General features: G+C 36.7%; 15 protein-coding genes and 1 riboswitch. Of the genes, 12 read left to right on the top strand and 3 right to left on the bottom strand.

Features of this window, described 5'->3' with window-relative positions; translation table 11 throughout:
- The first annotated feature begins 76 nt into the window (after positions 1-76).
- The 7 genes from NYE52_RS21210 to NYE52_RS21180 all read left to right on the top strand — a co-directional run bounded on the left by NYE52_RS21210 (position 77) and on the right by NYE52_RS21180 (position 5,797).
- A complete protein-coding gene (locus tag NYE52_RS21210) occupies positions 77-745 on the top strand; it encodes an AroM family protein (protein WP_341194894.1) in 669 nt (222 codons plus the stop codon).
- 16 nt (positions 746-761) lie between these two features.
- Positions 762-1,712: an aminopeptidase gene (locus tag NYE52_RS21205; RefSeq protein ID WP_341194893.1), complete on the top strand. Its 951-nt coding sequence runs from the start codon at positions 762-764 to the stop codon at positions 1,710-1,712.
- A gap of 17 nt (positions 1,713-1,729) precedes the next feature.
- Complete coding sequence (locus NYE52_RS21200) at positions 1,730-2,590, top strand: NADPH-dependent oxidoreductase (protein WP_341194892.1); 861 nt, start codon at positions 1,730-1,732, stop codon at positions 2,588-2,590.
- A gap of 20 nt (positions 2,591-2,610) precedes the next feature.
- Positions 2,611-3,138, top strand: a complete 528-nt coding sequence (locus tag NYE52_RS21195) for a nitroreductase family protein (RefSeq protein ID WP_341195263.1) — start codon at positions 2,611-2,613, stop codon at positions 3,136-3,138.
- Positions 3,119-3,424 (top strand): DUF6092 family protein, encoded by a 306-nt coding sequence (locus tag NYE52_RS21190; protein WP_341195262.1) that lies wholly within the window; start codon positions 3,119-3,121, stop codon positions 3,422-3,424. The genes NYE52_RS21195 and NYE52_RS21190 overlap by 20 nt, the downstream gene beginning before the upstream one ends.
- Positions 3,425-3,726: 302 nt before the next feature.
- Complete coding sequence (locus NYE52_RS21185; protein ID WP_341195261.1) at positions 3,727-5,085, top strand: FAD-dependent oxidoreductase; 1,359 nt, start codon at positions 3,727-3,729, stop codon at positions 5,083-5,085.
- Between the two features lie 109 nt (positions 5,086-5,194).
- Positions 5,195-5,797: a DNA-3-methyladenine glycosylase gene (locus NYE52_RS21180; RefSeq protein WP_341195260.1), complete on the top strand. Its 603-nt coding sequence runs from the start codon at positions 5,195-5,197 to the stop codon at positions 5,795-5,797.
- A 56-nt stretch (positions 5,798-5,853) separates the two neighbouring features.
- Here NYE52_RS21180 and NYE52_RS21175 read toward each other — a convergent pair whose 3' ends face one another.
- Positions 5,854-6,825, bottom strand: a complete 972-nt coding sequence (locus NYE52_RS21175; protein ID WP_341194891.1) for a bile acid:sodium symporter family protein — start codon at positions 6,823-6,825, stop codon at positions 5,854-5,856.
- A gap of 270 nt (positions 6,826-7,095) precedes the next feature.
- On the opposite strand from NYE52_RS21175, the gene NYE52_RS21170 reads away from it, so the two are divergent.
- From NYE52_RS21170 to thiW, 4 genes are all read left to right on the top strand, one after another.
- Positions 7,096-7,863: an ABC transporter ATP-binding protein gene (locus NYE52_RS21170; protein WP_341194890.1), complete on the top strand. Its 768-nt coding sequence runs from the start codon at positions 7,096-7,098 to the stop codon at positions 7,861-7,863.
- A gap of 16 nt (positions 7,864-7,879) precedes the next feature.
- A complete protein-coding gene (locus tag NYE52_RS21165) occupies positions 7,880-8,698 on the top strand; it encodes an ABC transporter permease (RefSeq protein ID WP_341194889.1) in 819 nt (272 codons plus the stop codon).
- Positions 8,699-8,862: 164 nt separating this feature from the next.
- Positions 8,863-9,885 (top strand): ABC transporter substrate-binding protein, encoded by a 1,023-nt coding sequence (locus NYE52_RS21160; protein ID WP_341194888.1) that lies wholly within the window; start codon positions 8,863-8,865, stop codon positions 9,883-9,885.
- Between the two features lie 130 nt (positions 9,886-10,015).
- Positions 10,016-10,125, top strand: a riboswitch (TPP riboswitch).
- Between the two features lie 157 nt (positions 10,126-10,282).
- Positions 10,283-10,780, top strand: coding sequence for an energy coupling factor transporter S component ThiW (gene thiW, locus NYE52_RS21155; RefSeq protein ID WP_341194887.1), 498 nt, complete (start codon positions 10,283-10,285; stop codon positions 10,778-10,780).
- 504 nt (positions 10,781-11,284) lie between these two features.
- Here the strand turns inward: thiW and NYE52_RS21150 are convergent.
- Both NYE52_RS21150 and NYE52_RS21145 read right to left on the bottom strand, forming a co-directional pair.
- Positions 11,285-11,512, bottom strand: a complete 228-nt coding sequence (locus NYE52_RS21150; protein WP_341194886.1) for a hypothetical protein — start codon at positions 11,510-11,512, stop codon at positions 11,285-11,287.
- Between the two features lie 96 nt (positions 11,513-11,608).
- Positions 11,609-12,334, bottom strand: a complete 726-nt coding sequence (locus NYE52_RS21145; protein WP_341194885.1) for a GntR family transcriptional regulator — start codon at positions 12,332-12,334, stop codon at positions 11,609-11,611.
- Between the two features lie 274 nt (positions 12,335-12,608).
- On the opposite strand from NYE52_RS21145, the gene NYE52_RS21140 reads away from it, so the two are divergent.
- On the top strand, positions 12,609-12,917 hold the full coding sequence (locus tag NYE52_RS21140) for a PTS sugar transporter subunit IIB (RefSeq protein ID WP_341194884.1): 309 nt from the start codon (positions 12,609-12,611) through the stop codon (positions 12,915-12,917).
- The last annotated feature ends 4 nt before the right edge of the window (positions 12,918-12,921 follow it).

The raw sequence follows: 12,921 nt of genomic DNA, 5'->3' as shown, positions 1-12,921 counted from the left end.
TGAGAGTACAACTTAACTGGTTTAACTAGTACTACACAGAGGATGACGTTTTACTTTATAAAAAGGAGTTGTTTCTATGAAGAAACTTGGAATGATTACAATAGGTCAAGCTCCAAGATCAGATGTTGCGCCTATTTTAGAGAAGTATGTAGACAAAGCAGAAATTGTCCAGGTTGGCGTATTAGATGGAATGTCTAAAGAATATATTGAAACAAATTTATTTCCTGAAGAAGGTGATTATGTATTAACATCCCGGTTAGTAACAAGTGAATCGGTGATTATGTCTAGAGAAAAAATAAAGCCAATTTTACAGGAGAAAATTTACTATTTAGAAGAAGTGGGAATAACTCAAATATTGTTGTTATGCACAGGTGTCTTTCCAGGATTAAAGACAAAGAAATCCTATTTAATTGAACCAGATCATATTATTCCCCCAACAATCAATGCGTTAGTAGGCAATAGAAAGCTTGGAGTAATTGTGCCGCTTGAGAACCAAATAAAAACATCTTTTCCTAAATATGCACCATTTGGTTTGAACCCGGTTTTTAAAGTTGCGTCACCATACAAGATGGATGTGGAAAACTTTAAAAATGCAGCCTTAGAGCTGAAGAAGGAAGTAGATATAATTTTGTTAGATTGTATGGGATATACAGAGTATGCCAGAGAGATGGTCGCTGAAATAGCCGATAAACCAGTAATTCTTTCGAATGCACTAATGGCGAAACTAGTGTCAGAAATGATATAAGAGGGCGGTTAGAAAAATGAATGAAAAAATGATGGGAATAGGCAAAAACATTCTAGCAAATTGTTTAGCTATAAAAGAAGGAGAGTTATTTCTTATTGTAGCAGATGAAGCGAAGAGGGATATAGCGGAATCATTATATGAGGCTGGCAAAGCGTTACGTGCCGAAGCAATGCTAATGGTTATGCAAAAAAGAGAGAAGTCGGGACAAGAGCCGCCAGCTACCGTTGCAGCAGCAATGAAAGCCGCAGATGTGGTTGTATGTGTGACTGAACACTCGTTAACACATACACAAGCGAGAAAAAGGGCGGTAGAAGCAGGAGCAAGGCTGGCGACCATGCCAGGAATAACGAAGGATATGTTCCTAGAGGGAGCCATTTCCGCAGATTATGAACAAGTGAGACTACTTACAGAACAAGTAACAGACTTACTTACAAAAGGAAGACATGTAAGAATCGAAAAAGATGGCTATAGCTTAGAGTTTGATATAACAGAGAGACAAGGAATCGCAAGTACGGGAATGTATCTAAATCCAGGGGAATCAGGCAATCTCCCATCAGGGGAGGCGTTTATTGCACCAGTAGAAGGTTCTGCATTTGGCACTATTATAGTTGATGGATCAGTGGCTGGAATAGGAAAGCTAAGCAGCCCGCTTACTCTTACTATAGAGGAAGGTCGTTTAGTGAAGGCAGATGGAAAAGATGCTGACTCCTTATTACATATATTAGGTAAGGAGGACGGCAGATTACTCGGGGAATTTGGAATAGGTACAAACGATAAGGCGAGGATTACAGGTGTAGTATTAGAGGATGAAAAAGTATATGGAACGATACATGTAGCTTTTGGAAGCAATGCCACATTTGGAGGCACTATTTCAGCTGGTGTTCACATAGATAGTGTTGTCATGAAACCGACTGTCTATTTGGATGAAGCATTAATTATGGAGAATGGCATTCTAATTAATAAATAGTAGGATGGTGAGGGGAAGTGACGGAATATCGAAAAAGGAATACGCGAATAGAGTTAGAAGGATTATCAAAAGAAAAACATTTACTTAATGAAACGATTGAAGTTCTTACAGCACATGAATCAGTAAGAGCATTTCAATCCAAAGATATTCCAACTAATATCCTCCAAACGATTACAGTTGCAGCTAGGAGTGCTCCTACCTCTTCCAACTTGCAAGCATATAGCATTATAGCGATTAAAGATGTACAAAGAAAAGCGCGGTTAGCTTCTTTATCTGGAAACCAATCCTTTATTAAGGAGGCACCTGTATTCCTTGTCTTCTGTGCGGATATATATCGGTTAAAACATATTACCGAATCACAGGGCTATCGTTTTTTATCTAATACGCTAGAAATGTTTCTCCTTTCCTCCATGGATGCAACGCTTGCTTTGCAAAATTCACTCGTTGCTGCGGAGTCAGTAGGTTTAGGCTGTGTACCAGTCGGTTCTATTCGCAACAATCCCGATGCGGTTGCGGAGGAGCTTGGACTTCCTGCAGGTGTTTTTGCTATTTCAGGATTATCGATAGGATATGAAAAAGAAGGGACGAGACGAGGCGTAAAGCCAAGACTACCAGAAAAAGTTACCGTTCACAATGAAAAATATAAAACTGATTATCTTGACCAACTGCTAGAAGAATATGACAAGACAATGATTTCCCGTAAAACCTATGATGGACGCAGAGTATCCTTAGCAGGCGAACCTGAGAAGCATGGTGTTGACTATGGATGGAGAGAGCATACGGCAAGAAGATGCACAAGACCAGAAACGATAGCTGCTTCTGCTAGTTTAAGAGAAAATTTGAAGAATATATTAGAGAATAGAGGCTTTTCTTTTTAAAGGAGGAATAGATATTGGATGTGCTGGAAGCAATTAGAACAAGAAGAAGTTCTCGGTCCTTTCAAGAAAGTAACGGATTGCCTGCAGAAATAATGAAGGCAATTGAACAAAGTATCATAAATAGTCCATCAGGAAGCAATGCCCAAGAATCTCATTTCATTATTGTTCAGGACAAGGAGCAGATTAAGCGAATAAAAAGATTTTCTCCTGGCCTATCAGGAAATCCAACCGCGGTTATTATTTTGTGTTCCAATCCAACAGAAGCTCTAAATAAAGGGGGCAAAGATTCAGAGGAAGTTCTGCGCTTTGTCAATCTGGGAATAGTTGCTGCATATATTCTTTTATCCACCCATACATTAGGCTTCGGTAATTGTCCGGTAAGATCCTTTCACAAAGATGCAATTAAGAAATTATTGGAACTTCCAAATGGAATGGAACCAGAGCTTCTAATTAGTTTAGGTTATTCCAAAGAATCCCCTAGAAAAAAGAACAGCAGATTAAAAGAGGAGGTAATTTCCTTTGACAAGTATGGAGTCACTCAAGAGTGAGAAAGTAATAGAGCTTGTTAGAGACTATGGAGGATATGTTCTCACAAGTGCAAAAGGACTGTATCGAGAGCCTGAACATTATGGACCACTAAGAATGATTGGTGCATTGGAAAGAACACTTCTATTATTAAAAGAACTTGGAATAGAGGATGAAGAAATGGAAGATGCCCTCTCTGTTGTACGTAAAGAAGGTTGGCGTGCTTTATCAGATCCTTCGGGATATGAAAAAGCACTAGATCAATCTATTCATCAATTGGTAGATATTACGGTGAATAATAAGGAGTAGAAGCAACTTTAAAAGCTCTTGAAAAATGTTTTTAGTATGTAGATAAAAGGGGAGTAGAATGTTTTATTCTGGTCCCTTTTTGGCTATTAATCTTCTAACAATAAATAGTCTATCCAGGGTTTTGGAATTAATTCCCACGTTTTTTATTGTGAATTTTATCACAAAATAGTTGCATTAAGAAATATTCGATGTATAATAAAGGTGTGAACGAAATGTGAATCTTATCACAAAATATGTGATTTTTTTCACTAATTAAGTGAAGTATTTCACATTTAATCTATTACAAAAGGAGTTTTTAAATGATGAAAGTAGTTGTAATTGGATGTACACATGCTGGAACAGCAGCAGTAAAGACGTTAGCAAATTTAAATAAAAATATAGATATAACAGTTTATGAAAAAAATAATAATGTTTCCTTTTTATCTTGTGGTATTGCTTTATATGTTGGTGGCGTGGCGAAAGATGCTAGTCAATTATTCTATTCTTCACCAGAAGAGCTAAAATCCCTTGGAGCAACCATGCATATGGAGCATGAAGTATTGGATATTGATACAGTAAACAAACAAGTGCGTGTGAAAGACTTAAATACAGGAGAAGAAAAGATTGATCAGTATGATAAATTGGTGATGACAACAGGCTCTTGGCCAATTATTCCGCCAATCGATGGTATTAATTTAGAAAACATTTTGCTTTCTAAAAACTATAACCAAGCAAATGAAATTATTGAGCGATCTAAGAATGTAAAGAACGTTACAGTAATAGGTGCTGGATATATTGGTGTCGAGTTAGTGGAAGCATTTGCGTTAAATGGAAAAAACGTAACGTTAATTGATAGTGAAGATCGCATCTTAAATAAGTATTTAGATAAAGAATTTACAGATGTGGTAGAGGCTGAATTTGCAGAACACAATATTAGCTTAGCTTTACAACAAACGGTAACAAAATTTGAAGGAAATGAACAAGGAAAAGTAACAAAGGTTTACACAACAAAAGGGGAATATGAAACAGATTTAGTTATCTTATGTGTCGGCTTTAGACCAAATACGAACCTTTTAAAAGGAAAAGTAGACCTATTACCTAACGGTGCGATTAAGATTAATGAATATATGCAATCAAGCAACCCAGATATTTATGCAGCAGGTGACAGCTGTGCTGTTAATTACAACCCAACAGGAGAAAAAGTTTATATCCCTCTTGCGACCAATGCGGTTCGAATGGGAACATTAGTAGGCCATAATATAGCGGGGCAGCTATTAAAGTATATGGGGACACAAGGTACTTCAGGATTGCATATTTTTGGCTTAAATATGGCATCTACTGGGTTAACAGAAGTTACTGCAAAGCTTAATAAGATTCCTTATGAAGTGGTAGAAGTAATCGATAATGATCGTCCAGAATTTATGCCAACATTCCATGAAATTCGCTTAAAAGTCCTATTCCATCAAGAGACAAGACAAATTTTAGGTGCCCAGTTGATTTCAAAAGCGGATGTTACACAAATGATGAATACTTTATCTGTATGTATCCAAACAAAAATGACAATCGAAGAATTAGGTTTTATCGATTTCTTCTTTCAACCACATTTTAATAAACCATGGAATACGTTGAATCAGGCAGGATTAGCTGCTTTAGCGAAACAGAAAGAACCTATTGAGCAATAATAGCTTGAAGAAAAGGAATCATCTCTTTAACTTAACTAAAGGGATGATTCTTTCTTTTTTGGGGAAAAGAAACGTATACTATAAGAAATAAATGAGGAGAAGGATAATGATTGATTACATAAACCAGTCAACTGAGGAAATAGCAAGACAACTTTTAGGGAAGATTCTAATTCATCAGACTCCAAATCATTTGTATAGTGGCTATATTGTAGAGACAGAGGCTTATGTTGGTGTGGAGGATATGGCCTGCCATAGCTATGCTGGAAGACGAACGCCTAGGTTAGAATCAATGTATAAAATAGGTGGGACAATCTATATTTACACGATGCATACCCACCATATGCTAAATATTGTAACGAAAGAAGTGGGAGATCCTCAGGCTGTTTTGATTCGAGCAATTGAACCGCTTGATGGAATAGAATGGATGGAACGGAATCGAAAGACTACTGGTGTAACAATCTGTAATGGGCCGGGGAAATTAACGAAAGCAATGGATATCACAAAGATTTTAGATGGAGCTTTAATAAATGAAAGTTCTTTATTTATTGCAGATGGAAAAACACCAGCACAAATAGTGGCATCGCCGAGAATCGGGATTCCAAATAAAGAGGAATGGACCTCTATGCCGCTCAGATATTATGTGAAAGGACATCCTTTTGTTTCTGGGATGAAAAAGAGAGAGAGGCTTTTACAAGGCGAATTATGGAAATAAAAAAATAGGGTAACTTTCTCTATAAAGAGAGTTATCCTACTTTCTTTTGAATGAATTTACGAAATTTTCCCTTCCTTTACTTTTCCAATGAAAGGTTTCTCATACACTATTTTGATAAAGTATCCGTATAACGCTGCTAAGATTTGTTGGAATAGCATGCCAATCACAACGGGAACGGCCACAGCAGGAGGAAAGAAGCTTACAGCCAGTACGGCCCCCGCACTAATGTTTCTCATGCCCCCAGAATAAATCATGGCAATGATCTCCTCTTTGCTTCGTTTTGTTAGCATTCCTAATATCCAAGCGAAAAAGTAACCAGAAAGTGCAATGATAAAAACAGTAAGTGCCACTTGAAGAAACTTTATATCAATATTCCGCAAGTAAGGGGCAACGACAGAACTATTAATACTAACAACAAGCGCGAGCCCGATTTTGGAAAAGGGGGAAAGTGTTTGATTCCATACTTTTGCTTTTTCCTTGGAAAACTGATTGAAAACCATACCAGCAATAGATGGCAATACAATCATTCCAAGTAGCCCCTTCATCATTCCCCAAACCTCTAGCTGCACAGCCTCTCCAACGAATAGACTCATACTCAAAGGCACAAGAAATGGAGAAAGCAAGGTGTCGAGCAGGATAATAGCTAGCGTTAGTGCAATATTTCCTTTATATAGGCTAACCCAAATAACACTCGTAATCCCAGTAGGAATAACAACAGCCAAAGTAAGACCAGTAATGGTATAGGCATCCCCTTGGAAAAATAGATGTCCAATCATAAAGGCCCATAAAGGAGTGATGATATGAAGAATTGCCAGTGTTAACAGTAAAGATAGCGGGTGAGTAATTGTATATTTCACCGATTTAAAGTTAGATGTCAGGCTACCTACAAAAGTCATAACCGCAAAAATCCAGGGTACTAAGAAAGCAACATGATGCAATACACCAGCTAGTAATACACCTATGACTACACTCACAGGGGTTAACAGCGGCATCCACTTTCCAAGAAAAGCATTCATTTTTTGTAACATGTACAGGACTCCAGTTCTTGTAAAAAATATAAGTTCATTTTAACACAGAAATCATTTGTGTTTATTAAAATTTTCAGATTATTAAAAAAGAAGAGAGGTGGATTTTTTTAACAGATTGCTTTTTTTCTATATTAATTATCCCATTCGCCTATTTTTACATATAGTATAGCAAGAATTAATTTCGAAATATGGAACGTTCATTGGAAATCTAGAATTTCTATGTGAAAGATGCTTAAAAACAATGAATATTTCAGAATGGAGGGATGCGAATTGTATAAATTAGAGGTTAAGAACAGTAGTAAGGTTTTTCGGAAAAATGGAAAGGAATTTTTCGCATTAAAGGATGCAAATTTGCAGATTCCAGAGGGGAAATTTGTCAGCATAATCGGTCCAAGTGGTTGTGGAAAATCAACCTTATTTAATATTATTGCTGGATTAATAAAGCCATCTACAGGTAATGTCCTGTTAGACGGGAAAGACATCGTTGGGAAAAGTGGGCATGTCGGCTATATGCTGCAAAAAGATTTGCTCCTGCCATGGAGAAATATTCTGCATAATGTGATATTAGGCTTAGAAGTAAAAGGTGTTCCGAAAAAAGAGGCAATCAAAAGGGCATTGCCTTTGTTGGAGAGATACGGATTAGAAGGATTTGAGAAACATTTCCCAGAGGAATTATCTGGAGGAATGAGACAGCGGGCAGCTTTGTTACGAACTTTGCTGTATGATCAAGACGTTATTTTATTGGATGAACCTTTTGGCGCATTAGATGCCCAAACAAGATTGCTTATGCAGGAATGGCTTTTACAAATATGGGGAGATTTTAAGAAAACGATTCTCTTTATCACCCATGACATTGATGAAGCCATTTTTTTATCCGATGAAATATATATTCTCACACCAAGGCCAGGAACGATTAAGGAAAAGGTTTCGATTGATTTACCAAGGCCGCGAAATGAACAAACACTACTAGATTCGGAGTTTATTCAATTAAAGGAATATGTTTTACAAGCGTTAAAATCGCCTGAAGACACAGAATAAGAAAGGAGGAAGAGCAATGGAATCAAAGGAAAAAACAGAATTGCTTTATATAGAGGATGAAGAAGCAATTGCGAAAAAAAGAAAGAATTTTACTCGGATAGGACAATGGAGCATTGGAATTATTTTTCTCCTAGCATGGGAATTGCTTTCCAAATGGAAAATCATTGATTCCTATTATTGGAGCAGCCCATCTACCATATGGAAAACAGGTTATATAGCCTGGACAGAAGGATCATTATGGAACGATTTATTATACACATCAGGAGCAACCATCTTTGGTTTTGGCTTAGGAACCTTTTTTGGAGCTTTATTAGGGCTTTCCTTCTGGTGGTCCTACTATTATTCTCGGATTTCAGAACCCTATTTAATTGCATTTAATGCCGTACCGAAGCTAGCCTTGGCACCTGTTCTAGTTATTTTATTTGGAATAGGCTTTGGCTCCAAAGTAGTGCTCGCTTTTATGATGACTATTATTACAACAGCTCTTGCAGCATATAGTGGTGTGAAAGCAGTTGATAAGGATTTAGAAAAATTATTGTACTCTCTCGGAGCAAAGAGATGGCATGTCTTCACAAAAGTAGTCGTACCAACTACGATGCCATGGATTGTAAGTAGTTTGAAAATAAACATTGCCTTAGCTTTGGCTGGTACCATCGTCGGTGAATTTATTAGCTCTAGACAAGGTATTGGCAGAATGATTCTATATGCCGGTCAAATTATGAATATTAATCTTGTTTGGGTTGGAGTAGCGGTATTGTCTATCCTTTCCATTGTTATGTACTTTGCTACAGTATGGATAGAAAAGTTTCTTTTAAAAGGGAGAAATGTCGAATAAGATATTTTCCTTTTAGAAAGCACATAATGTGAAAAAATGTTCCATATATATGAAATAGAATATATAATTCCATCATCCACATTACACTTCTGTATTCATCTTCATTTTTCATTCCACTAATAAATTTCCCATTCTATTTATATATGAAAAAGGGGGCATTACCTTTGAAAAAGTGCAGGCTTTTTCTACTTGCTTGTCTTAGTATCGTGTTGGTCCTTGCTGGCTGTAGTTCAAATGAAGGGGCAAAGGAAACGAAGGATGGTTTACGAAAGCTTGTGATCTCTGAGCCAGTTCACTTGATTGGATACCTGCCAATATATGTTGCGATTGAAGAAGGTTATTTTGAAGAAGAGGGACTGGAGGTAGAGGTTATAACGGCAACAGGAGGAGCCCATGTTACATCTGTTGTTAGTGGAGATGCTTGGGGAGTTTTGGGTGGACCTGATTCTGTTCAAATGGCTAACCTTGGAAGCTCCGACCCTATTCAGTCTGTCGTCAATGTTGTAAATCGAGCGAATGTCTATTTGATGGGAAGTTCAGATGAACCGGTTGATAGTACGAATGAAGAAGAGCTGGCAAATTATTTAAAAGGAAAAACGATTGCAGCTGGTCGATATGGCGGGAGTCCCAACCTTTTAACAAGATGGTTGTTAATGGAGTTAGGATTGGATCCTGAAAAAGATGTAAAACTAGAAGAACCAGCTGATGCAAGTGCCGTTGTATCCTTAGTGGAATCTGGAAATGCAGATATTGCAAATGGAGGAGAACCACAAATTACAGAGGGGATAAACAAAGGAGTCTGGGAAGAACCTTTTTATAGCTTTCCTAGTTTAGGAGATTATCCGTATTCCGTTGTCAGTGTCAAAAAATCTACAATAGAAAAAGAGCCAGAAGTAGTCGAAAGCTTTGTCAGAGCAGTATTAAAGGGATTAAAGAAAGTAGAGGATGATCCAGAGCTTTCCATGCAAGTGCTAAAAGCAGAATTCCCATCAACCTCAGAGGAAAGTCTACAAGCATCATTAGATCGAGCCTATAAAGATGAACTATGGAGTAAAGATGGCTATATTTCCGAAGAATCTGTTGCAAAACCAATGGACGTTGTAGAAAAAACAGGTGTCTATACAGAAGGATATAAATACGACGAATTAATCGACATGCAGTTTGTGGATAAATTGTCAAAGGAGTAAAGGAACCTAGATGTAATCCAGCTAATTAGGCGAACGCTTCTACGAGAAGTTGCCCTCACACCTTTAAAGCCAGGAAAATAGTGCTTTTCGTTATAAAGGAAATAAGTTACAATAAAGAACATAAGCATATATTGACTACTAGGGGTGCCAGTTGATGGCTGAGAGAAAAACTTGTTCGTTTTTTAACCCTAAAGACCTGATCTGGATCATACCAGCGTAGGGAAGTAGCGGATTACTCTATTTCTTTTTGACTTTATCAGTCAGGTCTGTTTAGATCTGGCTTTTTTGTTGTGTGGAAAAGGTCAGAGTGCAAACAGACTTTAGCGCTTATTCTTTCCTGTATATCAGTCAGTGCAGTTACTTTTATGCTTAAAATGATGAAGAGGTGGAATAGAATATGAAAAGAACAAAACTACTAGTGTTGATGGCTATGTTTACAGCGATTGGCACATATGGCTCAACGCTTCTTTGGTTTCCGGCAGGTATTGCCAAAGCATACCCAGTTCAACATGCGTTAAATGTAATAGCGGGCGTAATACTTGGTCCCATTCCGGCAGTAATAATTGCCTTTACTACTTCTTTGTTAAGGAATTTGTTAGGAACAGGTTCTTTACTAGCCTTTCCAGGGAGTATGATTGGTGCCCTTCTTGCAGGCTATTTATTCCATAAAACATCAAAGCCGATTTTAGCAGCTCTAGGAGAATTCATTGGAACTGGCATCATTGCTTCCTTAGTGGCTGTTCCTTATGCTTCCGTATTGTTAGGCACAAAAACAGGTGCATTATTTTACCTGCCATCCTTTGCTGTCAGCAGTTTTGCGGGATCTATTATTGGATTAGTGTTAGTTAGTCGTTTAGTGAAAATAAAGTCATTTCAAATGTTGAATCAAAATTAATAGAATAGAGGAAGGACCGATTAGTACTGAGTCTACAATGACAGAGGAAAATCGGTTTTTTGTGGGTAAGTTAATATGTAATGTGGATAAGTCAGGGATAACATGGTTATTCAGGTGGTTTTGTGGAAAAGTAAATGGGATAAGAAGGATTTTTTTATGGAGGTACGTTTGTATGGGGGATTCATTGTGGAAAAGATTGTTTGATGAGCGGATAATAACGTTTTTCATCAAGATTTTGCTGTTTTTCTTCTTTGACAGCTGCTATTCCTAATTCTAATTCACTCTTTGGTAATCTCGTAGAACGCCCTTCTTTAAATTAAATCATTATAAAATGAGGTAGGATGTAGATGTATGAGTAAAAAGGCGAAATTTGTCCTAACATGGACGAATTCCGCCTTTTTCTTTTTTGATTGGTGTGGATAGAACAGATTATGTTAACTATTGCCAAAAATAATAAAATATTAATTACTTCTCTCTGTATTTTCACTAACCTTCTGGAGAGTTTTATTCAATTTTTTTCTCTAACAAGTCTTTAAGCTTATTTGCGTCTTCTTCAATAGTATTTCTACTTTTTAATGTTTTTTTTAATTCAGAGACACCAATAAATAGCACCCAAATGCTCAAAGGAATAAAGGCAATTACAAAAAGTCTTTTTGTAATCATATCCATAATAAATAAAATAAAAAGAAAAATGGTTAATATAGTTGCAAGAGAGAATCTATTAATTTTCATCACCCTTTTTTAAGGAAATAGTTTATAGTTCGATAGGTGAAAATATAAAATACTACCTATTATTTGTAATAACAAATATCTATTTGTCTCAAACAATCAATAATTTCGTTCAATAATAAAGTGTGCTCTGTCCCCTCTGTAAATGGTCCTTGAATATTCAATAGCTGTTTCATCATCGGCATAGGCAAAGGTTTCAAGAGAAAAGCATGGGGATCCAGAAGGTATTTCAAGCTTTCTGGAAATTGTGTCATCGGCCAAAATTAATTCTAGATGCTCTACTGTTTTGCTTATCTTAATATTGTATTTCGTTTCAAGCATCTTATATAACGATCTTTCACATGCTGCGCTATCTAATCCAGGCACTTTGTACCAGGGAAGATAGGAGATTTCATATTGAAGAGGAGCATTATTTACATACCTCATACGTTCTAGGCAGTTAACAGGATCTCCAATTTTTTGTTTGAATTGTTTGGCGAGAAAGTCTGTAGCTTCAATTACCTTAAGCTGCAGTACTTTAATAGATGGGTCTTTCCCCTGCATCATAATTTGTTCAGAGAACTGTTCGACCGTACTAGTTAAAGATTGTTTTACTTTATTTTCTGCAACAAAGGTACCTTTCCCTTGTACTCGGTATACATATCCTTCCACCGTTAGCTGTTGGAGTGCTGTGCGGATGGTTGTTCTACTAACCCCAAACGTTTTACAAAATTCTGCTTCTGTTGGCAATTTGGTGTTTGGCTGATATTCCCCACTCTTGATCATGTTGATAATAGACTCTTTTACAATTGAGTGTAGTGCAGCTTCTTTGTTTAGTTCTTCCACAATCGTTTCCCTCCATAATGTCCCTAGTTATAGAATATCTTTTCTATTCTTAATAAGCAAACAATTAATAAATTTGTAATGACAAATAAAAAATATATTGAAATATAGATAATTTGTTATTACAATATGGTTATAAGCTTTTAGATTTTCTTTATCTCACTTAGGAAAGGGTGGCTGGTTGAAAGGAAATTGTAAGTAGGGAATGGATGACAAGGAAACTATTTTTTTATGTTTAAAAATCAGAATAATCTATCAATTAAAAGGGGATGAATGATTGAATATTTTACTATGTTGTTCAGCTGGAATGTCTACAAGTTTATTAGTTTCAAAAATGGAGCAAAGCGCCAAAAACCAAGGAATAGATTGCAAAATTTGGGCAATAGCAGCATCTGAAGTGAACAACGAGATAGAGAATGCTGATGTAGTTTTACTAGGTCCTCAAGTACGATTTCTTTTACCGCAAGTAAAAAAAGCAGGAGATCAAAAAGGTATCCCTGTCGCAACCATCAATCCGCAGGACTATGGATTATGCAATGGTGAAAAAGTGTTGGAACAAGCCACTACTCTAATTAAGGGGGAATAAAGAA

It is taken from the genome of Niallia sp. FSL W8-0635 (assembly GCF_038007965.1).
Lineage (GTDB): Bacteria > Bacillota > Bacilli > Bacillales > Cytobacillaceae > Niallia.
Note: the sequence above shows the minus strand (reverse complement) of the source record. Positions and strands in the feature narration are given on the sequence as shown.

Coding starts and splice junctions, on each gene's coding strand:
- thiW (WP_341194887.1), top strand. CDS start 10,283: ATGAAAAGAACAAAACTACTAGTGTTGATGGCTATGTTTACAGCGATT.
- NYE52_RS21175 (WP_341194891.1), bottom strand. CDS start 6,825: ATGTTACAAAAAATGAATGCTTTTCTTGGAAAGTGGATGCCGCTGTTA.
- NYE52_RS21210 (WP_341194894.1), top strand. CDS start 77: ATGAAGAAACTTGGAATGATTACAATAGGTCAAGCTCCAAGATCAGAT.
- NYE52_RS21190 (WP_341195262.1), top strand. CDS start 3,119: ATGGAGTCACTCAAGAGTGAGAAAGTAATAGAGCTTGTTAGAGACTAT.
- NYE52_RS21205 (WP_341194893.1), top strand. CDS start 762: ATGAATGAAAAAATGATGGGAATAGGCAAAAACATTCTAGCAAATTGT.
- NYE52_RS21150 (WP_341194886.1), bottom strand. CDS start 11,512: ATGAAAATTAATAGATTCTCTCTTGCAACTATATTAACCATTTTTCTT.
- NYE52_RS21165 (WP_341194889.1), top strand. CDS start 7,880: ATGGAATCAAAGGAAAAAACAGAATTGCTTTATATAGAGGATGAAGAA.
- NYE52_RS21185 (WP_341195261.1), top strand. CDS start 3,727: ATGAAAGTAGTTGTAATTGGATGTACACATGCTGGAACAGCAGCAGTA.